This window comes from Paracidovorax oryzae ATCC 19882, assembly GCF_000687165.1.
GTDB classification, from domain to species: Bacteria; Pseudomonadota; Gammaproteobacteria; order Burkholderiales; family Burkholderiaceae_C; genus Paracidovorax; species Paracidovorax oryzae.
The window spans coordinates 226324-246366 of sequence record NZ_JMKU01000006.1 but is presented as its reverse complement, the minus strand read 5'-3'; the positions used below and the strand labels follow the sequence as shown (position 1 = coordinate 246366).

Below are 20043 nucleotides of genomic sequence, written 5' to 3'. Positions count from 1 at the left end.
CAGGTTCTCCTTTGGTTTGGCGTTCAGTGTGTGATTGGCTCGGACGAGGACGGCGCCGAATGTGAGATCAATGCGTTATCACTGGCCACCGTAGGAATGGCTTCGTTCTGGCTGTTGGGTGAAACGGCTTCACCATTCCAAGCCTCAAGGAAAGAAAACTGTTTATCACTGAGCGCAGGCAAGCGCTCTGCCAATGGCTGCCTAAGAAATTCGAGAACGGCCTCCCGGTCAACAGTGATGAGCGTCTTCGTATTTTTATGAGTACGTACGGAAATGAACCGCATCAGTTCAAGCCGCTGAAATGACCGCTGAACGGTAGTAGGGCGAGCGGTGCCGCACAGTTGCTCGTGCGCCATTGAACCGGCTGTCGTGCTGTGCTCACGAACATCCGCTTCCTCCTTCAGTAAAACCCATAACACGGCTGCATCCGTGTAGTTTTGGAATCGCTGGACGAGCTGTGCGAAGAGTTGAGTACCTGTCATAGGGTTTCCTGATCAGTTCTATTGCAATGAAAATCCGGCTTGGCAAACCGGTCGCGATCCTCCGCTCGGGGGATCTTTTAAATTGGACTGTGGGCGGGCAGTCATTGATTGCCTCAAGAACACATAGCCTCGAATGGCATGTGTGTCTTTCCGACATACGTGGTGCAGGGCACCGTGTAACCCGTTTTGGGTCACGTGGTAACGGGTACCAGGTAACCCGTTTTGGGTCACGCGGTAAGCCTTACCGTGTAACCCGTTTTGGGTCACGGGGTCACGGTTACGACGTGAGTCTTTTTGGCTTGCGTGATGACGAGTACCGTGCGTGACGTTCTGACATCCTTTGTGCCCGACAACGCGCGATGCGGCTTGGGATGCGCTGCGACGGTCGCCAACCGGCGCGACTTGACCCTCCTGGTATCGGCGCAAAGCTCCAGCAGCCCTACAACGGGTGATATCTGCGGATGAGCGCGTCACTTGGCTCTCCTGAACCGGCCGCCGCGCATTTCTTCGGTCAGCAGTCGAATCTTTTCGCGCTCGGCGGCAGCGCGCGCCGCGGCGCCGGGGTCAACGGTCACTTGGCGGGATGCCAAGGACGCAGGACCGGGGGCCGGCCTCTCGGCCCTTTCCCTCAGCTTGACACGCATGCGGCGGTCTGTCGCGACCTGGTCGGCGTGGGCGAAGACAACAGGCCCTTCGGCCATGCGTTGCACCAGGCCGCTGACCCATCCAACGGGGCTCTTGATCGGCGTATGGCCGCTCATCCGGCCGGCGAGCTCATCCAGCACCAACTGGCGATGTTCGACTTCCACACGGGCGAGCAGTTGCTGGATGCCCTCCACCTGCGCAAGGGAGAGCGCTTCCGGGAAAACCAGGCCGTCCGGGTTCGTTCCTTCGGCTGCAGTGCTTTCCGGTCCACTACTACTACCGGTAGTAGTAGTTTGTAATGAATCCCCTTGTATATAGGTTGCAGGAAAGGGCAAAACTTGGATGCAGGTTTCGGCACTCTCGCGAGCCTCAAGTTTGCAGGAAACGGCATTCCTTGCCCGTACCGGCGGTACCTCCAGTGCCGGCCAGAATTCCCGCCGTAAGTGCTTGTCGCTTTTGGGTTTTTCGCTAGCGTTGATCGCGGGGACTCCACCTGCAACAGGCGGCGCAACTTGTCGAAATCCGACAACCTCGGGCAGATCGCCGGCCGCCATGATCGACATCAGCAAATCTCGGGGACGCGCGGCCGGAACGGGCCGATTGCATTCTTGTAGGCCAAGGGGAAGCTGCCTAAAAGTCGCAGCCAACCCGGACAGGTCGATTCGCGCGTGTGGCTCCTGTGTGGCCCGAACACCTCTGTCCTTGGCCAAAGGCTGCGTAACGTCCGCGCCCGGGCTTGGAGGCTCGGCCGGTCGCGCTAGTCCTTTGAGAGGCTTGATGCTCTGGCCGCGAAGACACATGAGCACCGCGTCGAGATTGACGCGGACAAGGCCGCCGGCTGGACCTGTTTCCTGGATGAACCCGGCCTTTTTTAGCCGCAGTCGCGCGTTCCGCTGGACCTTTGGACCGAGGCACAATGCGCGGCTGATGTCGTCCTGACCCGCTTCGACGCATCCGTTGCTCAGTTGGCCACGGAGGACTGCCGCGCGATGCCATTGCAGCAGAAGAGACAGGTACAGCCCTGCCCCGACACTGCCAGCGATGTCAGCAAGCGGCTTGTAGTAGTTGTGGTATCCGCGAAACCAGCTTGCGACGGTGTCCCATGTTGGAACGCCGTCGTCTCCAGAGCGCGCCAGCGCCTTGGCCAGGGCTGAGACGTTGAGGCGGAAGTGCATGACCGCGGGCCGGCCAACCAGCATTTCTTCCAGCACGCCCGACTCGGTCAGCGACTGTCGAACCGTGGTCTGCTCTGTTCTGCTGATGCCGATGGCAGCCTGCCACTGCTGGATCGACATGTTGAACCAGCCACTACGCTGCGGGTGATTGCGTAGGCTGTGCCGTGTCCAGTACAGCGCCATCCCGACGAAGACAGCGGCCTTATGGCCGAACTTTTCGGCCAGCGTCGGATGGAACGGGACGTAGCCGCGCTCGTCCAGGTGAAGAAGGATTTGCTCCTGGACAGAGGGCCCGGCGTCCTCGCGCGGAGGGCTCGTTGCCGCGGGCGGTTGAAGTGATGGAGTAGCTCGCACCAGGTCGCACCTCGCCCGTCACGGCCGATTTGCCGTTGTCGCTGCCTCGGCATCGCTCGCGGAAGCATCGCTTCGGCTCACACGCAATGCGTCCGCGAGCGGCTGCGCTTGTCGCATGAGCAGATCGAGCAAGCGGCCCGTATTCAGCGTGTACTGGATCGCCCTGCCCTGGCCCCCCACCTCTGAAAGGATCTCCATCTGCACCAGCACCTTGCGACAGGTCTGCTGCTGCGCGCGGGTGATGCCTGTGTCGCGCTCGCATTCGGCCGACGTCATGTCGATGGCCACCAGGCCATTCTTGGAAGCGCCCTGTTCCCATGCCTTGGCTTTTTCCAAGGCATAGGTCAGCCAAAGCGCACACAGAACATTTCCGGTTAAATCGATAAATGCCCGATGTATGGTCACCGGCGCTTGCCCAACCCATTCGAGTAGCATTGCGGAAAGCATTTCATTGTGTGGCCTGGCCAGATTATGGTTCGTGTGCATGGCGATTCTTTTCAAAGGATCGAATTTGGGCGGGGACTGTCAGAGATTTATCCGCCGAACCTACTTGCGATATTTCTTACAAACGTAGACCAGACATGCGAGCAGCGCAGTCGTTCCGAGAATAAATATTGCGAGGGCAACGAACCTGATGGCAGGCAAACTATCTGCGGGCAACTCACCCCGCTCCACATAAATGGAAGCGAAGTAAGCCACGCATAGCCCAATAGACATCGTCGCCGCGATGACAAAGGCACCCAGTGCTTCCGCGGGCCACCGCGCATTATTGCTATTCCCGATTTTCATTGCGCTGCCTTTCAGCAAGTTCGCGGCTGAGCTCATCAAGATTCTGTCTATGGAGCGCAAACCAAGCGCGGCGGGCAATGCCCTCCAGGCGGTCGGCCTCGACCTTCGCCGCGCAGACAATCACCAAAACTTCGCACCTTCGATCGCTGCCTGCACTCATATACTCATCGAATAGCGAGAAATGGCGATTTTTTGCCACCACCCAAGCGTTAAATTCATCCGGTACGCTTTCAGGTGCATCAATGAGGAAATAATCGACTGCCATAAATCGGTTACGCCGCGGTTTGGGACTCGCCTTGGCGCCTGGCTCGGCACGAAACTACGTCGCCTCGTTCAAATTCGCGGATTGTCGAGTACAGCGTATCAATCGAGTATTCCGAAAATTTCAAATGAAGCTTGTATAGTCGATCGCGGAGAGATGTCATGCCAGAGCCGGCGCGCGATATCTCGTACCACTCGCGGTGGATCTCATCCCGGACACTCAGATCCCGTGGGAGCCTAGTCCGTCCACCGGCACCTCCGCCGACCAATATGTCTCGAAGCTTCCGAATCTCTGTCGCGGATTTGCTAAAGAGTCGCGCTACCAAAGGCTGCGAAGCACCATTTTTAATGAAATATTCGCAGAGTTCGCTATCACGGCGCTGACGATCGATTCCGTTGAGATGCTGACGCATCTCAATGGGCGAGAAGCTGACTCGCCACTCCCGCATGCGAGCCGCCAAATCAAGAAGATCGCGAGAGGAACGACGCCTTAGTCCATCAATGAGTTCAGCATCGCAACCGTGCTCGAGGAGTTGCACCAAGCCATCTTCTGTCTCGATCAGGCGGACCAACTCAGTCAGCAGTAGATAATTGAGCTGGTCGTTCGCCCGAAACTCAATAGGCAATCTGCGATTAATCATATGAACACCGAAAAATCAATTTGCAAAAATGTGTTTAAATGGCGCTTTGGTCAGTTCAGGATGATCTTTGCTAAATTCAAAGATGGTTTTTAGGACGGCCGACAGCACTGGGCCCACACGAGGCGTGCTTAAAGCAAAGAGGAAGTGAAAAGAGGTGACGTACATGAGGCCGTTGCGAAACGGCGCTCGTATCGCAGCGCATCGCGCTTCGAGTTCTGCAGGCCCCCGAGCTACCGCCTCGGCCCAGCCACTTTCAGGGTTGCATCGTTCGATCAGAGGTTGGCTGCATTGGCCCGAAAGAGCAGCCAGGATGGGCCAGATGGCTTCTCGCATTCCCGCCTGCTCCTCGGTGAGCGACTGGCCCGCGATGGCATCGCTGGCCTGAGGGAAGTCCACAAGGAATCCGAACGGCAGAGCGGGCTCGACACGTATGAAATCCGAAATCGGCACCACATCGTTCAGCGCGAGAAAATCGTTGGTGAGTTGTTGGCTGAACACCGCCAGACGCTCTTCCTGCGTCTGGCTCCCCGGCGCGTTAGCGCTTCGCTCGCGCTCCGTTGACGGCGCGGGTGTCTTTCCGGTTGGAACGCTGCCGAGCATTGGTCCAAGCGGCATCTGGCGACCCTTTCCGTCTGCCTCTAACGACTTATCTGGTGGTTCCTTCCGAGTGCTCGTCAGATCAGCGAACGAAGCCTTCGGATTCCCGATAACCTCCTTCAGAATCTGAGGCATCCGTTCCGCATCCAGCTTCAAAACTTTCGCCGAGACACTCTGCAAGTCCGTAATAAGACTTTGCACGTCGAGACGCACATCGGTTCGAGAACCTGGCTCGGTGTCCTTGTTGCTAAGTTCCAGCGATTCAAGATCCTGGCCGTGCATCAGCAGAATTTCGTCGATCGCGGCCTTCACTTGTCCCGCAGCGTCTCCCTTGCGCGAAAGCTCCTGTATAGCACCGATCAGTGGTCGAATTATTTCGTTGACTTCCTTCGTCTGCAACCACGGTCCTACTGGATATAGATGCTCCGTGGCAAATGCGAAGTTCTGAATGGTCTTGAGCCCGTAATTGAGACCGCGCTCTTTCAGTTCCTTATTAATTTCGGCAGCAGTCAGAATGCGGCCAGATTCTCGCTCGAACTCTCGCTTAAACGCTGCGACACCCTGTGCACGCTCCCAAAAAGAGATGTCGCCACGATTGTCGTTTTCGCTGAGATGGGCCGTAATGACTGCCGCCTCTCCGGGCCACTTCTTCGTTACGACGGCGAGGGTTGCGAAGCGATCCTCGCCTTCAGCGTAAAGCTCTTTGGCGAGCTCGATCCGCGTGTTCCCCCCGCCATAAGGGAAATACTTCTCTTTCGGGGAGCGGCGCGTCACCGTGATTACATTCGTAATTCCCTCGGCCTTGATGCTGGCCTTGAGATTCGCCCTGGCAGGGTTCGGCTTGGTCCGGGGGTTGTACTTGTAAGGATCAATCTCGTTAATGCTCAATATCGTCAGCGATCCGTCAACCTCTTCCAATGGATCTAGGTTCGCAGTCGCATTCGCGGAACCTTTATTAAGCGCTGCGCGCGCAGATTCGCGCATTTTCTCTTGGGCTGTCATAGGTTTGGCACCTTGGATTGGTGCAGAAGCGGGGGAGCCCGTCGACTCCCCCGTGGCGCTGGTGGATCCTCGCTGGCGCAGTTGCGCAGCACGCTCCACCGCCGTGAGCGTTTCGGGCGTTCGCATTACTGCCTCCATTTCAGGCGGCAGTGGCTTGGTCGGCGGAGGTCTTGAAAGTAGAGGCCCGGAAGCCTGCGACGTTGGGAATAAGTTCCCACATCAATTCGTGCATGTACAACGCCGCTTTCGCTGGGTCAGCCCAATGCACCGGCACTTGGGCCGTAGCCGCGTTGCGGTAGGCCACCGCGGATGGAATGACTGTCTGCAGCACATCCACGCGTCCGCGCATCGCAATGAAGTTCTCGCGGATGAGATCCGCCATCAGCCGGCTGTTCCGCGTGTTCTCGGTGCGGTTGATCACAGCCTTCATCTGCGGTACTTTGAAGCCGAGATTTGCGGTGGATTCGTGGCGATCGAGCAGTTCGCGCGTGCCGTCAAGAAACTCGCGGGCCGAGACAATGTCGGGAGACGTCGGAACGAGCAGCAGATCAGCAGCGTTCACGGCCGCGTCCTGCAGGTGCCCTACCGCGCCCTGGGTGTCGATAAGAACCACGTCATAGGCGTTTGCCACGGCCGCCTGACGAAGCGGCATTGACAGACGCACCAACCGGTCGAGACGCTGCGCGATCCAATCTTGGAGTCGTCCATCTCTCGTATCCGATTTGACCAGGTGCAATGACCCCTCCTCGGTCTGCGGGATCTTGTCGGCAGCCATGCCGTACCCGGGCGGGGGCAGCTGGACTTTGGAGATGCAGTCCGGTGTCAGCACACCCGTTTGCACCAGGCTGGTCAAGCCCTTGGGTGCCTCTTCGGCCAGGTGGAAATACTTCGTCAGGGAGGGCTGGATGTCCGCATCGACGAGAAGGACGCGGAGGCCGATATCGCGGAGAAGGCCGCCGAGGTTGGCGGCGAGAGTTGTCTTACCTACTCCACCCTTGGTGGACACGACGGTGATGGTGAGCATTTGATCCTCGTTGCTTGGTTAACCAAACAACGAAGCTCCAGGGATCCCAATGCTGCAAAATTCGACAACTGCGGCCATCAGATCGCATATGGCCGCAAGTTGACGTAATCGTCAGATAATATACATCGTATCTTGTAAGATAGCGTGGTCGGCACCGGCGGTTCGACCCGGACACCAGCGCCCAGCGCGTCTCCGGTACTCCCGGACGTCGCCGAGACTGTTCACTCGCCTGCGGCTGCCGCCCGCGATGATTGGAACCAGTCCGGGGCGGCTTCGGCGCATGCCGCTGTCAGCGTATCCACTTCGTGGTCCGGTGCGTCCTCGACATATTGGCGCGCGCGGTCCAGGTAAGTCATCCGCTTTTCTTCGCTGGAGGTATTGATCTCCCGCTTGATGTCCATTCGGTATGCGCGGTTCCTTTCCAATCGTTGAAGCAGACTTTCATCACTGCGCTTGCCGATCGACTGGTGCAGTTCCGCAGGCCTGCCCGCGAAAGCTTGCTTGACAGCGCTTATCGACTGGGCATGCTTGAAGAAACCGGGAGGCATGATGGCATGGGCATCGACGATGCGTTGGGACCCCGGGGCGCTTGCGTTGTCCCAATGGTGCGCGTCGAGAAACCCACGCTCGCCAATCATCTTGGAAGCCGCATGCAACGCGAATATGGGGCAGTCGACCTTGTTCTTCTGGGAATCGTGAACGAGCACCTTGATCGATGCATGGAGCGGCAGGTGCCTTGCCATTTCTGCGAGGCTCGTCCGCAACAGCTCCCTCGTTGAAGAATGGTCCACGGGCTCAGGGATAAGTATCGAAATCGTCGGCCCGAGTGTTTTGATATCTGCCGCCACCACATGGTCTCGGTCCGGCCGTAGCCGGAATATGGCGCGTCCATCGGTCAATTCGCCGCGACGGATGGCGTCGCAGAACGCATGCAGGTCGGGAAAATGGTGCAATGGCAAGTGCGGATTGCCCGCCATCGCAGCCTTCCGCGCCGAGCGTGCATTTTCAGCCCTGACAGCGATCGGCAGCACGGCCGCGTCCAACTGGAGGATGTCGACGTGGTCGAGCATGGCGCCCATGGACCGGAAATCGCCCAGGATGGATTTGATATTGTCGAGATCGTCCGCCAATGGCCGCCTCGGTGCGAGCGAACCGGTCTCTGCATTGGGCCGTGCTGAACGACCGGGATTCAGGCCCCCAAGTTCTTCGAGGTGCCCGCCGGCGGTGCCTGCCCCATAGACCGGCCCTGCATGACCAGGCCGGGTTGCTTGTGACCCCGCCGCTTCCGTAGCGTGCCGTGGCCTACCTGAGCTTCCGCCCAGCCCTGAAATGCAGCCCCCCATGTCCGACTCCTTGAATGGAAGCCGATACTCTCCTCCACAGGCAGTCGAGACGCCGTCGCACATGCGAAGCCATGCCTGCTTTCGCGAAGAGCAGGACATCGCCGCGTTCTCGCGCTTGTTCTTCGCAGTTGCCGGCCCCCCTGCCCTCTGCCCTCTTCCCGTCACTGCTTGCCAGATGCCATCAACCCCAGCTCCGCAAGATCCGTGAAGGTGGCGTCCCCATTGTTGGCCGTGATGTTGAGCCGGTAGTACCGATAGGCCGCCGGCTGCGCGACCGCATAGGTCTTGATCTCATAGCGTTCGGCGAACTGCTGGGCGCCCTGCACGTCCAGCGTCGTCCAGGCCGCTCCGTCGTTCGAGCCCTGGAACTGCCAGTCCTTCGGATCGCGGGGCACCTTGTCGAAGGAGCTGGTCACCGTGTAGCGCTCCACGGTGCGAGCGCTGCCGAGGTCGTACCGCAGCCAGCCGGTGGTGCCCGGGTGGAACCACTGCGTCGCGGAGTTCTGGTCGAACGCGCTTCCGGCGTTGGCCGCATTGCCCGCGCTGTCCGATGCGGTGCCGCCCACGGCGATGTTCACCACGGACTGAAGATTTACCGGAGTGGCACTGTCCTGGGACGAGTTGCCGCTCGTGCCGGCGGAGTTGGTTGCGGTGACGGTGTAGTAGTAGGTCACGCCATTGCTCACGGAGGTGTCCGTGTAGCGGGTACTCGCGACGCTCGGCGCGATGACCTGGTAGGGGCCGCTGCTGGAGGTGGCGCGCTGGACCGCATAGCGTGTGGCCCCGAAGGATGCCTGCCAGCGCAGCGGCACGGCGCCGTCGCCCGGCGAGGCGAGCAGCATGGCGGGAGCCTCTGGGACGGTCGCGGCTGCGCCGCCGTCGCCGCCGGTGACCTCGACGTGGCTGAAGGTGGAACGGTTCAGCGTGCCGTTGGCATTCGAGGACACCACCAGGCCGACATAGATCGTGCCGGGTACCGGCGCATCCATGCGGCCGACATCAGTGGCAGCCCAGTTGGTGCCGTCGGGCGAGACATAGCCGGTGATCATGTTGCCGATGCGCTCGAGCTTCACCCAGTACGACGACGCCCCTTCGGGAAGGTCGTGGGCCTTGTTCGCATAGTTCAGCCCGCCATAGACGGCGAGCTTCGCCATGTTCTGTTCAACCTGCCTGCGGCTGGTGAGCGCCATCCAGGCACGCGGCGCGCCGGACTCGAGGCTGGTGCGCATCATCACGCCCGCCTTGGCGGCAGCGCTGGTGTTCTGGACCGACTCGACCTTCGCGATGATGGCGCCGTCGCCGTCGATGGCCTTGTAGGTGAAGTGGGCGCTGTCACCCGTTGCCCAGATGTCGGAGCCCGCCCCCTGGATGGTCCATGTCCCGCTGGCGTAGGTGGCCGAGCCCGGGGGCGTGGCGCCACCGATGTCGATGTTGCTGAATCCTGACGTGATGGATGCCGTGGCAGGCAGGGCAAGCGCCGGTGCAGGCGCCGCCCTGGAGGTGTCGGTGTCCTTGAGGAACATGAAGCTGCTGCCGTCCACCGGCATCCACAGGCGCCTGCGGGCGATGAACGGCGCCTGCAGTCCCTTGCGCAGCACGTAGGCGGCATGGATCTGCTCGAGCGCGATGTTGCCCCCGTTGGCGCCGCGCCAGCCATGGCCCGTGACGTCGGAGGCGTAGTAGCGGTCCGTGGTGCCGAAGGGCAGCGCCGCCGTCGGGACGAGCTCGTTCACCCGTGCGAAATATTCCCCCGCGGCCAGGAGGCGGTCATCCAGGTCGGAATAGATGTCGATGCCCTGCTTCCACAGCGCCTCGGCGAGCATGGCCAGCGACCGCAGCTGCCCGTAGGCGTGGCCCTGGTCACGGAGCGAGTCGCCGAGCATCCCGATGTCGTTGGAATTGCGCAGGCCGATATGTGCGAGCGTGCGGACCAGTTGGACCACCTTGTCCAGGGTTTCCGCGTCGTCGTTGAAGATGGACAGCAGCCCCAGGGAAACGAGGGCCAGCGCGCCCTTGTTGGCCGCCCCGAACTGGTTCTCGCCATAGGGGTTGGAGGCCGGTATCAGGACATCCTTGAAGTATTTCTTCACCGTGGCGGTATCGGCTTCCTTCCATCCCGACCAGGTGCCGCGCAGGATGTCTGCACCCCCCACGAACATGTAGGCATAGTCGCCCAGGTCGAGCATCGACTCGCGGCCCGAGAACTCGGTGTGCTGGGTGGCCCAGGCCAGCAGGATCTCGCGGGCCTTCCTCGCATAGTCTTCGTTGCGGGTGAAATACCACATCCGCGACAGGTTCCAGATCGCGACCATGTCGTTGCGCCAGGGCCAGAGATTCTCGTCCGGGGCGCGGCTCACCTTGGCGAACGGGCCTTGCATGCGGTAGGTCAGCTGGGCCTTGCCGTCTTTCGACAAGAGGTCGAAGGCGGATTTCCAGGGTTGCCGGCCCTGATCGACGTATGACTTGAGCGTTTCGAGGTCCGAGCGGGTGAGCGGCGCACCGGGGTGGGCGAAGACGCGGGCCTGGACGGCCTGGCTGGCCTGGACATTCTTCGCCGTGCCCTCCGTGATGGCGGGAACTCCGGCAATGGCGGCTTCAGCGCTGGCCGAACCGGAGCCGCCCTGCCCTCCGCCACACCCCGCGAGCAGGAATGAGCACAGCACGACGGACACGGCAGCGGTGCGGTTTTTTTGAAACATGGATTCCCTTGTTGGAATGATTGTGGAAGTCGCGGGGCCCGATTCGACCGGGGCGGGCGAATTCTGGCATTGGCCACTGCACTCAATACCCGTGGAGGCCTGCAGTTTCTCTACCGGACTGCGCATTCGATAAATGCTGCCAATGGGTCGTCGTGCGCGGCATTTTTCGCATAATTTTTATTTATAAGACTTAATATAAAAAATATCCAGCGGGCGCGTCCGCCCTCTTCCACTTCAGGCCATCCGCTCAAGGATCGCAAAGGGATTACACGTTATTACCTGACGCATGGAAAACCACTGGCATTCCCTATCATGCCCATGCCAATCCGGCATTCAAGGAGGAGTTTTTCATGAAAAAGCTGTTGCTCATCGCCTCGTTGCTCGTCTCCATTTCCGGTGCGAATGTGTTCGCCCAGGCACCGTCATCCGGCGATGCTCCCGCAGCCGTCGCGGGCAAGCAGGATGGGGCCTCGCGCAAAGACACGGAACAGGCGGCCAATGCGGAATGCGACGTCAATGCGACCGTCCAGCAGTGCTGCTCTGCCGCCAAATGCCAGGGGAAAGTGCTCAGCAATCGCGATGCCCACAACTGCAAGGACAAGTCCAAGGGCAAGAGCTGGCATGCGGCGGCGCAAGGGGGACAGCCCGCTGCGTGCCAGCGGATGTAATCGGCTGGTGACCGGCCCCATCCGGCCAGTGGCGGCAGGACCTGTGGTAACCAGCAGATCCTGCAGAACGACGATGCCGCTACCGGCGCACCAAGGCTCCAGCATGATTCGCCAGGGCTCCTGGTCTCTCCGCAGCTGACATACAGTTCATACTGCGACTTCGTGTCGCAAGGGGCGCTGGTGCCCGGCGCGAGCAGCACCACGATGTAGCTCAATCGCTGCCCCGCCGAGACCAGCGCATGCCGGCCTGCCGCCTCAGAAGGAGTGGGTCAGGCCGACGGTGAACGCGGTCGAGCTTCCTCCCGGCGTCGGCACCGGCGACGACAGCCCGCCGATGCCCGCGAAGGTCATGGTGTTGCCGCCCTTGTTGTTGATGCGGCCGACCTCGCCATAGAGGAACGTACGTTTCGACAGGTTGTACATATAGCCCGCAGAAATCTTGCTGGCCTCGCGGCTGGTGTTCTTCACCTCGTAGTACGAAGCCTGGACCCGCACCGTATGCGGGCCGAACGGCGCGGTCGCCCCGATATTGAAGGTGTCGAAACGGAAACCTGGAATCGCGCCGCGCCCGGCCATCTGCTCGCGCTGGAAGAATGCCAAAGGCCTGATGAAACCGAGGTCGTAGGCTGCACCGATATTGGCGGTCCTGTAATTGGCAGCATAGAAGGAAGTGCCTACGGTACGGATAGCGTCCATCTGCTGGCCGTAGGAAACCGAGACGTTCAGGGGACCGCCGGCAAACCCGCCGCGCAGGCCCAGGTAATTGCCGCTCTTGCTGGTAGCCGCATTGGCCGCGCTGTTGCTGATGCCGCTGGCATTGGCTGTCGGCGCGGTGCTCGACGGGCGTTCGCCGAAAGCATATTGCACATGGCCGTAGAAGCCGCCCAGGGTGCCTGGCAGGAAATACGCCACCGCGTTATTGACGCGGAAAGCATTCTGGTTGGCACCGGCGGTCGAGACGCCTGGGGTTTCCATCTGGCCGACACCGCGCGAGCCGGTGACGTCGAAGGTGTACTGGTTGACGAAGTGCGCGGCGAAGTCGCGGCCCATGCGCAATTCACCGAACCGGCCGCTCAGGCTGATGGTCGAGCGGCGCTGGAAATCGAACCCCGTGGCCGCACTGGCGCCGCCGCCGGTATCGTTCTGCACCGCGCCTTCCAACCGGAAGCTTGCCGTCCATCCGCCCCCCAGGTCTTCGGTGCCTCGAAAACCAAGGCGGCTGGTAGTATTGCCGCCGGTCACCAGGCCGGTCATATGGCCGGCGCCGGTGGACTTGATATAGCCTGCGCCGGCATCGATAGTGCCGTAAATCGAGACCGAGGACTGCGCCGCGGCGCCGCCCGATGCCGAAATGACCGCCAGGACCATGAAAGACTTTTTCACGTCGATTCTCCAAAAGTGGCTCGAACCAAAGGTCATCGGATTTGAAGCCATGCGGGTGCCATAAAAAACTGTCAGTTCTTATAGTTGTGTCCCGCCGCCGGGCCGAACAGAATTCCGCAATCATTGGAAGCCTCGTGCATCAGGAGGAAATGAATGTCGGCGAGCCACAGCAGTCGGGAGGGTTATGCGCCCTACGGGGAACATCGCACCTGGTATCGAATTACCGGGAATCCCGCTTCGGATAAAACACCGTTGGTGATCGCACACGGCGGCCCCGGTTGCACCCACGACTACCTGCTGGCATTCCAGGACCTGGCGGACGACGGGCGCCTCGTCGTCCATTACGACCAGCTGGGCAACGGCCGGTCCAGCCACCTTCCCAAGGCGCCCGCCGATTTCTGGACGGTCGAGCTGTTTCTCGAAGAGCTCGACAACCTGTTGTCGCACCTCGGAATATCCGATTCCTACCACCTGCTCGGTCACTCGTGGGGAGGCATGCTGGCGGCAGAACACGCAGTGCGGCAGCCGGCCGGCCTGCGGGCGCTGGTCATCGTGTCCTCGCCCTCCTCCTTCCCGGTCTGGGTGGCCGAGGCGCTGCGGCTGCGCGCCCACCTGCCGGCGCCGGAGCGCCTCGCCCTGGAACAACACGAAATATCCGGGAGATTCGACCACCCCGATTATCTGAAGGCCACCGAGGCTTTTTATCGGCGCCACGTCTGCCGCCTGCCCGAGTGGCCCGATGAGGTAAAACATACCTTTGCCGCCATCGAATCCGACCCGACCGTCTATCACACCATGAACGGCCCCACCGAATTCCACGTCATCGGCAGCCTGAAGGACTGGCAGATCGACGATCGGCTGAATAATGTCTTGGCGCCCACCCTGATTATCTCGGGCCATTACGACGAAGCCACTCAGGCCTGCATAGCGCCTTATGCGGCGCTGATTCCCGGCGCACGTGCCGTCGTCATGCCCGATTCATCCCATATGTGCCACCTGGAAGAACGCGGTCCCACCATGCACGCGGTGGCGAGCTTTCTGGCGCAGCACGAATCCTGAACGGGACAACCGCGATGATTTCCACCTGTTTCGCCGTGGTGCAGCTTTGCAGCACCGCCGATGTTTCCGCGAACAATGCCGCCATCGCCGAGGCGATCGCCGAAGGCGCCGCGAACGGCGCGCGGCTGGTGTGTTTTCCAGAGGCCGCCAACCTGCTGCTGCGCGATAACCTGCGGTATCCCGCGATCTGCGTGCCGGAAGCGGATGACACCACACTGGCGCTGTGCCGCTCGGCCGCACGCCGGGCGAAGGTCTGGGTGCACACCGGCTCTTTGCTGGTGCGCACCGAGGACGGCCAGCGCGTGTGGAACCGCAGCCACCTCGTCTCGCCGGAAGGAGAGGTCGTCGCGCGCTACGACAAGCTGCACACCTTCGACGTCGAACTGGGCGGCGTCGGTACCTTCCAGGAGTCGGCCGCGGTGCGTCCGGGCGAAAACGGCCCGACGCTGGCGAGCATCGACGCACTCGGGCTGACGCTGGGCATGAGCATCTGCTACGACCTGCGGTTTCCCCATCTCTACCGCGCCCTGGCACAGGCGGGCGCCAGCGTGCTGATGGCGCCCTCTTCCTTCTCGGTGGTCACCGGCCCGCTGCACTGGGAAATCCTGCTCAAGGCGCGCGCCATCGAGACCGGCAGCTACGTCGTGGCGGCGGCACAGTGCGGCGAACGCGACGGCGTGCGGGTGTACGGCCACAGCCGCGTCATCTCGCCCTTTGGCGAGGTCATCGCCGCGGCCGGCGACACACCGGCCATCATCTATGCCGACATCGACCCCGAGCGGGTACGGCAGACCCGCGTGCGCCTGCCCAGCCTGGCGCGCGGCCGGACCCTGGGCGAAATCCGCCATATCCAGGTGCCGGCCGTCGCACCGGGAGCACTGCCGTGAGCCGCCGACAATGGATGGTGCGCCTTGCCCGCGCGCTGCTGACCTTCTGGTGCGTGGTCACGCTGACCTTCGTCGTGCTGCGCCTGTCAGGCGACCCGGCGGTGGCCATGCTCAGCCCGGATGCGCGGGCCGACGAGATCGCACAGTTCCGCAAGACCTGGCATCTCGACGACCCGCTCGGTGAGCAATACATGAGTTACCTGTCGCACCTGGCGCAGGGTGATTTCGGCATTTCCTACCAGGACGGCCGGCCCGCCTGGGCCAGCGTCCGCGAAAAGCTGCCCAACAGCGTGACGCTCGCGGGCGCCTCATACCTCATCGCCATCCTGGTCGGCATTCCGGCCGGCATCGTGGCCGCGGTCCACCGTAACGGCTGGATCGACCGCATCGTGATGTCTCTGTCGGTCCTCGGGTTCGCCATGCCGAGCTTCTTCCTCGGCGTGCTGCTGATCCTGCTGTTTTCCTTCACCCTGCGCTGGCTGCCCAGTTCGGGCGCCGGCGGCTGGCAGCACCTGCTGATGCCGGCCGCCACCCTCGGCCTGTACATCGCCGGCACGCTGGCGCGCTTCACCCGATCCGCGATGCTCGAAGTGCTGGGGAGGCCTTACGTGCGCACGGCGCGCGCCAAGGGTGCCAGCCCACTGCGCTGCATCTTCGTGCACGCCCTGCCCAACGCGGCGATTCCGATAGTCACCGTCATCGGCCTGAACGTCGGCGCCATCGTCGGCGGTGCGGTGGTCGTCGAGACGGTCTTCGGCTGGCCCGGCATCGGCCGGCTGCTGGTGGCCGCCGTGTCGGCCCGCGACCTGTCGCTGGTTCAACTGCTGGTGCTGATGCTGGCCTGCATCATGGTCGGCGCCAACCTGCTGGTCGATCTGCTGTATGCGGTGCTCGACCCCCGCGTGCGGGTGCAGCGATGAAACGGTCGAGCGCGTTTCCCCTGCCGGTGGCGGCGGCCCTGGCCCTGCTTGCCGCCCTGCTGCTGTTCGCGCTGTTCGGCGCCGCCCTGGCGCCCGCCGGCGGAGGGCATTTCAACCTGGAGGCCCGCCTGCTGCCACCGGTCGGGTTCGGCGGCGAAACCGGGCATTTCCTCGGCACCGACGTGCTGGGGCGCGACCTGGTCGCCCGCCTGGCATCGGGCGTGAGGGTGTCCCTGCTGGTCGCGCTGGCCGGCACACTGGTCGGCGCCATCGCCGGCATCCTGGTCGGCCTGGCGGCGGCACACCTGCGCGGATGGGTCGACCAACTGCTGATGATGCTGGTCGACATCCAGTCGTCCCTGCCTTTCATCCTGATCGCGCTGACGCTGCTGGCCTTCTTCGGCAATTCGATGCTGCTCGCCGTCGGCCTGATGTCGCTCTATGGCTGGGAACACTATGCGCGGATCACCCGCGGCATCGTGCTGTCGGCACGGGCGCAGCCCTATGCCGAGGCGGTGGTCACGTTGGGCGCCTCGCCCTGGTGGCTGTACCGTCGCCATGTGTTCCCGAACATTGCCAGTGCGCTCATCGTGCAGCTGACGCTCACTTTCCCGCAGATCATCCTGCTGGAATCCGCCCTGAGTTTCCTGGGACTGGGCATCCAGCCGCCGCTGGTGAGCCTCGGCCAGATCATGGGTGACGGCCGCGATTCCCTGTCGACCGCCTGGTGGATCTGCGTGGTGCCCGGCACCCTGATTTTGGCGATGACCCTGGCCATCAGCATCGTCGGCGACTGGCTGCGCGACCGGCTCGACCCGACGCTGCGTTCTTCCCAGGCCGCCACACCGCGACCCGCGCAAGGCGGCTGAACCGACATGAACCTGACACGACGCACACTGATCGCCGCGACCGCCGCTGCCCTGGGCGGGCTCTCGGCGGACTGCCGGGCCGCCAGGGCCGGCACGGCCACAACAGGCGGCACGGCTCCGGAGGCCAGAGGCGCCCGCCCCGGCATCACCATCGCGGTCGAGGCGCTGTGGCGCAACATCGCGCCGGTCAGCGGCATCTCGAACCCGAGCATCCGCATCTTTCCGAATGTGTACGACCGGCTGATCGAGGTCGACTACCTCCGCGACCCGAGCGGCCGCACCCTGGCTCCGCGGCTGGCGACCACCTGGACACGCCAGGACCGCACCTGGACCCTGACGCTGCGCGAAGACGTGCTCTTCCATGACGGCAGCCCCATGACCGCCGAGGATGTCGCCTTCACCCTGTCCGCCGAGCGGCTCTGGGGCGCGCATGCCCACGAGCCGCGCGGCCGCACCTACGCCGCCGGTTTCGTGGACGTGCGGCCGGTGGGCAGGTACGCGGTGCAGGTCACCACGCGTGAACCCGACATTCACCTGCCCGGCAAGCTGGCCGGTTATATCGGCTATGTGGTGCCCAAGGCCGACTACCTGCGGCGCGGCGTGGATGCGTTCGGCCAGGCGCCCATCGGTACCGGCAGCTACCGCGTCCGCGCATACAAGAGCAGCGAGGGCGCGGTGCTGGAGGCTTTCGACCGGCACTGGAGCGGGCCGCCACCGGCAAAAAGCCTGCACTTTCGCCTGGTGCCCGAATACGCCGGGCGGCTGGCGGGACTGGCGACCGGCGAGTTCGATTTCATCACCTCGATCCCGACGGATGCCGAGAACCAGGTGCGGGCACTGGCCGGCACCACGCTGCTCGCGCGGCAGATCAACAACTATCCCGCGGTGGCCTTCAACTGCCGGCCGGACCCGGCCGACAACCCGCTGGTGGACGTGCGCCTGCGCCGCGCGCTGGCGTGTTCGGTGGACATGCCGGCCATCGCCCGATCATTGTTCCACGACGAAACGTTTTTCCCCGATCCCCCTTTCAACTTCCCCGAGTACGGCGACTTCTACGACCCGAAGGCGCGGGGCATGAACCCGTACGATCCGCAGGCCGCGCGCCGCCTGATTGCGCAGACGGCCTACCGCGGCGAGCCGCTGATCTGGCACGTGACGCGCAATTTCTGGCCCAACTACGACGCCGCGGCCGAGATCATGGCCGCCATGTGGCAGGACGTCGGGCTGAATGTCCAGGTGCAGTTCCTCGACAACTTCCAGCTCAGCTACAAGCGCCCTTTTCATCTGCTGTCGATTTCCGGCGGCACCAGCTTCATTCCCGGCGACCCCTATCAGCCGCTCTGGCTCGACTGGGGCCCTGAAGGCCTGCATTCGACCGCGGCCTGGCGGCTCTGGGACCCGCCGCGCGACTTCGTCGAACGAGGTCGCGCCTATGCAGCGGCCGTGGCCCTTGCGGACCGGCAGCGCGAAGCCCAGGCGCTGGCACGGCGCTGGGAGCAGGAAATGCCGGGCCTCTATCTGTGGCGCTCCGTCGCCAGCTGGGCCCACGCGGGGCGTTTCCGGTGGACCCCCGTGCCCGAGTTCGAAATGCGGTTGTACGGCGGATACCTGCACACATGACAAAAAACCAGATCCCGGAAATCACCCCGGTGCAGACCTGCTCCGAAGCAGTGCTGTCCGTGCGCGGCCTGGGCATCGCCCTGCCAGGTGCCGCCGACCGTTCGCACGCGGTACGCGACCTGTCCTTCGAATTGTGGCGCGGCCAGACACTGTGCCTGGTGGGCGAGTCCGGCTCCGGCAAGTCGATGACGGCGCTGGCCCTGATGGGCCTGCTGGACCCGGCCCTGCGGGTCGAGACCGGCCAGGCCCTGTTCGAACAGCAGGATCTGCTGGCCCTGCCCGAGCGGGCGCGGCGCCGCCTGTCGGGCCGGCGCATCGCCATGATCTTCCAGGAGCCGATGGCGTCGCTCAATCCGGCGCAGCGGATCGGCACGCAAGTGGCCGAGGTGTTCCGACTGCACACCGATCTGCCGCGGGCCGAGGTGCGGGTGCGGGTGCTGCGGCTGCTCGACGACGTCGGCCTGCCCGACCCCGAGCGGCTGGCGCGCGCCTATCCGCACCAGTTGTCGGGCGGTCAGTGCCAGAGGGTGGCCATCGCCATGGCGATCGCGCTGGAACCGGCAGTGCTGATCGCGGACGAACCTACCACCGCACTGGATGTCGGCAACCAGCGCCAGGTGCTCGAGTTGATCGCCGGGCTGCAGCGGCGGCTGGGCACTGCCGTGCTGTTCATCACCCACGACTTGGGCGTGGTCGGTCAGATCGCCGACGAGGTGGTGGTGATGCAGCACGGCCTCGCGGTCGAGAGCGGACCGGTCGCCGAACTGCTCGACCGCCCGCGCCACGACTACACCCGCCGGCTGATCGGTGCCATGCCCACGCTGACGCCGCGCCCCGCGCGCCCCAACACCAGGACATTGGTGCTGGAAGCCCGCGGGCTGGGCAAACGTTATGCCAGCGGTGCCCGCACGGTCGTCGCCCTGGACGATGTCGAACTGTTGCTGCGGCGCGGGGAGACGGTGGCGGTGGTTGGCGAGTCGGGGTCGGGCAAGTCGAGCCTGGCCCGCGCCGTCGTCGGGCTGATGCCGCTGGACACGGGCACGGTGCGGGTGTCGGGCGAAGCCTTCAGCGGCGTCGATGCACGCAGACTGCGCGGCTTGCGCAAGCGGGTGCAGATCGTCTTCCAGGACCCGTACAGCGCGCTCGATCCGCGCCAGACGGTCGGCGACGCCATCGCCGAGGGCGCGATCATCCACGGCATGCCGCCGGCCGAGGCACGGCAGCGCGCCGCCGGCTGGCTGGAGGCGGTCGGCCTGAGCGCCCAGGCGGCGCAGCGTTATCCGCACGAATTCTCTGGTGGCCAGCGGCAGCGTGTCTGCATCGCGCGGGCGCTGGCGGTCGAGCCGGAACTGCTGATCGCGGACGAGTCGGTGGCCGCCCTGGACGTGTCGATCCAGCAGCAGGTGCTGGCCTTGCTGGCTGAACTGCAGGCCAGCCTGTCCTTCGGCCTGCTGTTCATTACCCACGATCTGCGGGTGGCCAGCGGCATCGCCGACCGGATCGCCGTGATGCACCAGGGGCGCATCGTCGAGACGGCGCCGCCGGACCTGCTGTTCTCGTCGCCCCGCCATCCCTACACGCGCCAGTTGCTGACGGCGCTTCCGAAACGCCGGGACTGATCCAGG

General features: G+C 63.2%; 17 protein-coding genes. 7 read left to right on the top strand and 10 right to left on the bottom strand.

The genetic code is table 11. From position 1 onward, the window contains the following. Window positions 1–23: 23 nt before the first annotated feature. The 9 genes from T336_RS25975 to T336_RS0106020 form a co-directional block, all read right to left on the bottom strand. On the bottom strand, window positions 24–482 hold the full coding sequence (locus tag T336_RS25975) for a hypothetical protein (protein WP_084151377.1): 459 nt from the start codon (window positions 480–482) through the stop codon (window positions 24–26). A 470-nt stretch (window positions 483–952) separates the two neighbouring features. Next, on the bottom strand, window positions 953–2656 hold the full coding sequence (locus T336_RS26500) for a hypothetical protein (protein ID WP_209435944.1): 1704 nt from the start codon (window positions 2654–2656) through the stop codon (window positions 953–955). A gap of 18 nt (window positions 2657–2674) precedes the next feature. Next, window positions 2675–3142: a hypothetical protein gene (locus T336_RS0106045; protein WP_035225355.1), complete on the bottom strand. Its 468-nt coding sequence runs from the start codon at window positions 3140–3142 to the stop codon at window positions 2675–2677. A gap of 286 nt (window positions 3143–3428) precedes the next feature. Next, window positions 3429–3710 carry a hypothetical protein gene (locus T336_RS26495; RefSeq protein ID WP_156957796.1) on the bottom strand — a complete coding sequence of 94 codons (282 nt, stop codon included), beginning with the start codon at window positions 3708–3710 and terminating at the stop codon, window positions 3429–3431. A 7-nt stretch (window positions 3711–3717) separates the two neighbouring features. Then, window positions 3718–4347, bottom strand: coding sequence for an STY4526/YPO1902 family pathogenicity island replication protein (locus T336_RS25970; protein ID WP_084151376.1), 630 nt, complete (start codon window positions 4345–4347; stop codon window positions 3718–3720). A gap of 15 nt (window positions 4348–4362) precedes the next feature. Continuing rightward, window positions 4363–6072, bottom strand: a complete 1710-nt coding sequence (locus tag T336_RS26490; RefSeq protein ID WP_156957795.1) for a hypothetical protein — start codon at window positions 6070–6072, stop codon at window positions 4363–4365. A 13-nt stretch (window positions 6073–6085) separates the two neighbouring features. Continuing rightward, on the bottom strand, window positions 6086–6970 hold the full coding sequence (locus T336_RS0106030) for a ParA family protein (RefSeq protein ID WP_026431856.1): 885 nt from the start codon (window positions 6968–6970) through the stop codon (window positions 6086–6088). Window positions 6971–7191: 221 nt separating this feature from the next. Next, window positions 7192–8100, bottom strand: a complete 909-nt coding sequence (locus tag T336_RS0106025; RefSeq protein ID WP_026431855.1) for a YopJ family acetyltransferase — start codon at window positions 8098–8100, stop codon at window positions 7192–7194. A gap of 374 nt (window positions 8101–8474) precedes the next feature. Continuing rightward, on the bottom strand, window positions 8475–11012 hold the full coding sequence (locus tag T336_RS0106020; RefSeq protein WP_026431854.1) for a discoidin domain-containing protein: 2538 nt from the start codon (window positions 11010–11012) through the stop codon (window positions 8475–8477). Between the two features lie 350 nt (window positions 11013–11362). On the opposite strand from T336_RS0106020, the gene T336_RS0106015 reads away from it, so the two are divergent. Further along, on the top strand, window positions 11363–11680 hold the full coding sequence (locus tag T336_RS0106015) for a hypothetical protein (protein WP_026431853.1): 318 nt from the start codon (window positions 11363–11365) through the stop codon (window positions 11678–11680). Window positions 11681–11935: 255 nt separating this feature from the next. Here the strand turns inward: T336_RS0106015 and T336_RS0106010 are convergent, their stop codons facing one another. Next, window positions 11936–13063 (bottom strand): porin, encoded by a 1128-nt coding sequence (locus T336_RS0106010; RefSeq protein ID WP_244883874.1) that lies wholly within the window; start codon window positions 13061–13063, stop codon window positions 11936–11938. Between the two features lie 153 nt (window positions 13064–13216). Here T336_RS0106010 and T336_RS0106005 point away from each other — a divergent pair, with 153 nt between their 5' ends. The 6 genes from T336_RS0106005 to T336_RS0105980 are packed head-to-tail and all read left to right on the top strand — an operon-like array spanning window position 13217 to window position 20037. Then, entirely contained in the window at window positions 13217–14122 is a 906-nt protein-coding gene (locus T336_RS0106005; RefSeq protein WP_026431851.1) for a proline iminopeptidase-family hydrolase, read from the top strand. A gap of 14 nt (window positions 14123–14136) precedes the next feature. Next, the gene (locus T336_RS0106000; RefSeq protein ID WP_026431850.1) at window positions 14137–15009 is read left to right on the top strand and encodes a nitrilase-related carbon-nitrogen hydrolase; all 873 of its coding nucleotides are present in this window, start codon (window positions 14137–14139) and stop codon (window positions 15007–15009) included. After that, window positions 15006–15929 (top strand): ABC transporter permease, encoded by a 924-nt coding sequence (locus T336_RS0105995; RefSeq protein ID WP_026431849.1) that lies wholly within the window; start codon window positions 15006–15008, stop codon window positions 15927–15929. Before T336_RS0106000 ends, T336_RS0105995 begins: the two co-directional genes overlap by 4 nt. Next, window positions 15926–16798: an ABC transporter permease gene (locus T336_RS0105990; RefSeq protein ID WP_026431848.1), complete on the top strand. Its 873-nt coding sequence runs from the start codon at window positions 15926–15928 to the stop codon at window positions 16796–16798. The genes T336_RS0105995 and T336_RS0105990 overlap by 4 nt, the downstream gene beginning before the upstream one ends. A gap of 6 nt (window positions 16799–16804) precedes the next feature. Continuing rightward, a complete protein-coding gene (locus tag T336_RS0105985) occupies window positions 16805–18418 on the top strand; it encodes an ABC transporter substrate-binding protein (RefSeq protein ID WP_026431847.1) in 1614 nt (537 codons plus the stop codon). Continuing rightward, window positions 18415–20037 carry a dipeptide ABC transporter ATP-binding protein gene (locus T336_RS0105980; RefSeq protein WP_051647061.1) on the top strand — a complete coding sequence of 541 codons (1623 nt, stop codon included), beginning with the start codon at window positions 18415–18417 and terminating at the stop codon, window positions 20035–20037. Before T336_RS0105985 ends, T336_RS0105980 begins: the two co-directional genes overlap by 4 nt. Window positions 20038–20043: the final 6 nt, after the last annotated feature.

What these genes read in the sequence shown, in the direction of transcription:
- T336_RS0105990 (WP_026431848.1), top strand. Translation starts at nt 15,926, where the DNA reads ATGAAACGGTCGAGCGCGTTTCCCCTGCCGGTGGCGGCGGCCCTGGCC.
- T336_RS0106005 (WP_026431851.1), top strand. Translation starts at nt 13,217, where the DNA reads ATGTCGGCGAGCCACAGCAGTCGGGAGGGTTATGCGCCCTACGGGGAA.
- T336_RS0105985 (WP_026431847.1), top strand. Translation starts at nt 16,805, where the DNA reads ATGAACCTGACACGACGCACACTGATCGCCGCGACCGCCGCTGCCCTG.
- T336_RS0105980 (WP_051647061.1), top strand. Translation starts at nt 18,415, where the DNA reads ATGACAAAAAACCAGATCCCGGAAATCACCCCGGTGCAGACCTGCTCC.
- T336_RS26495 (WP_156957796.1), bottom strand. Translation starts at nt 3,710, where the DNA reads ATGGCAGTCGATTATTTCCTCATTGATGCACCTGAAAGCGTACCGGAT.
- T336_RS0106000 (WP_026431850.1), top strand. Translation starts at nt 14,137, where the DNA reads ATGATTTCCACCTGTTTCGCCGTGGTGCAGCTTTGCAGCACCGCCGAT.
- T336_RS0106020 (WP_026431854.1), bottom strand. Translation starts at nt 11,012, where the DNA reads ATGTTTCAAAAAAACCGCACCGCTGCCGTGTCCGTCGTGCTGTGCTCA.
- T336_RS0106015 (WP_026431853.1), top strand. Translation starts at nt 11,363, where the DNA reads ATGAAAAAGCTGTTGCTCATCGCCTCGTTGCTCGTCTCCATTTCCGGT.
- T336_RS0106045 (WP_035225355.1), bottom strand. Translation starts at nt 3,142, where the DNA reads ATGCACACGAACCATAATCTGGCCAGGCCACACAATGAAATGCTTTCC.
- T336_RS25970 (WP_084151376.1), bottom strand. Translation starts at nt 4,347, where the DNA reads ATGATTAATCGCAGATTGCCTATTGAGTTTCGGGCGAACGACCAGCTC.
- T336_RS0106030 (WP_026431856.1), bottom strand. Translation starts at nt 6,970, where the DNA reads ATGCTCACCATCACCGTCGTGTCCACCAAGGGTGGAGTAGGTAAGACA.
- T336_RS25975 (WP_084151377.1), bottom strand. Translation starts at nt 482, where the DNA reads ATGACAGGTACTCAACTCTTCGCACAGCTCGTCCAGCGATTCCAAAAC.
- T336_RS26490 (WP_156957795.1), bottom strand. Translation starts at nt 6,072, where the DNA reads ATGCGAACGCCCGAAACGCTCACGGCGGTGGAGCGTGCTGCGCAACTG.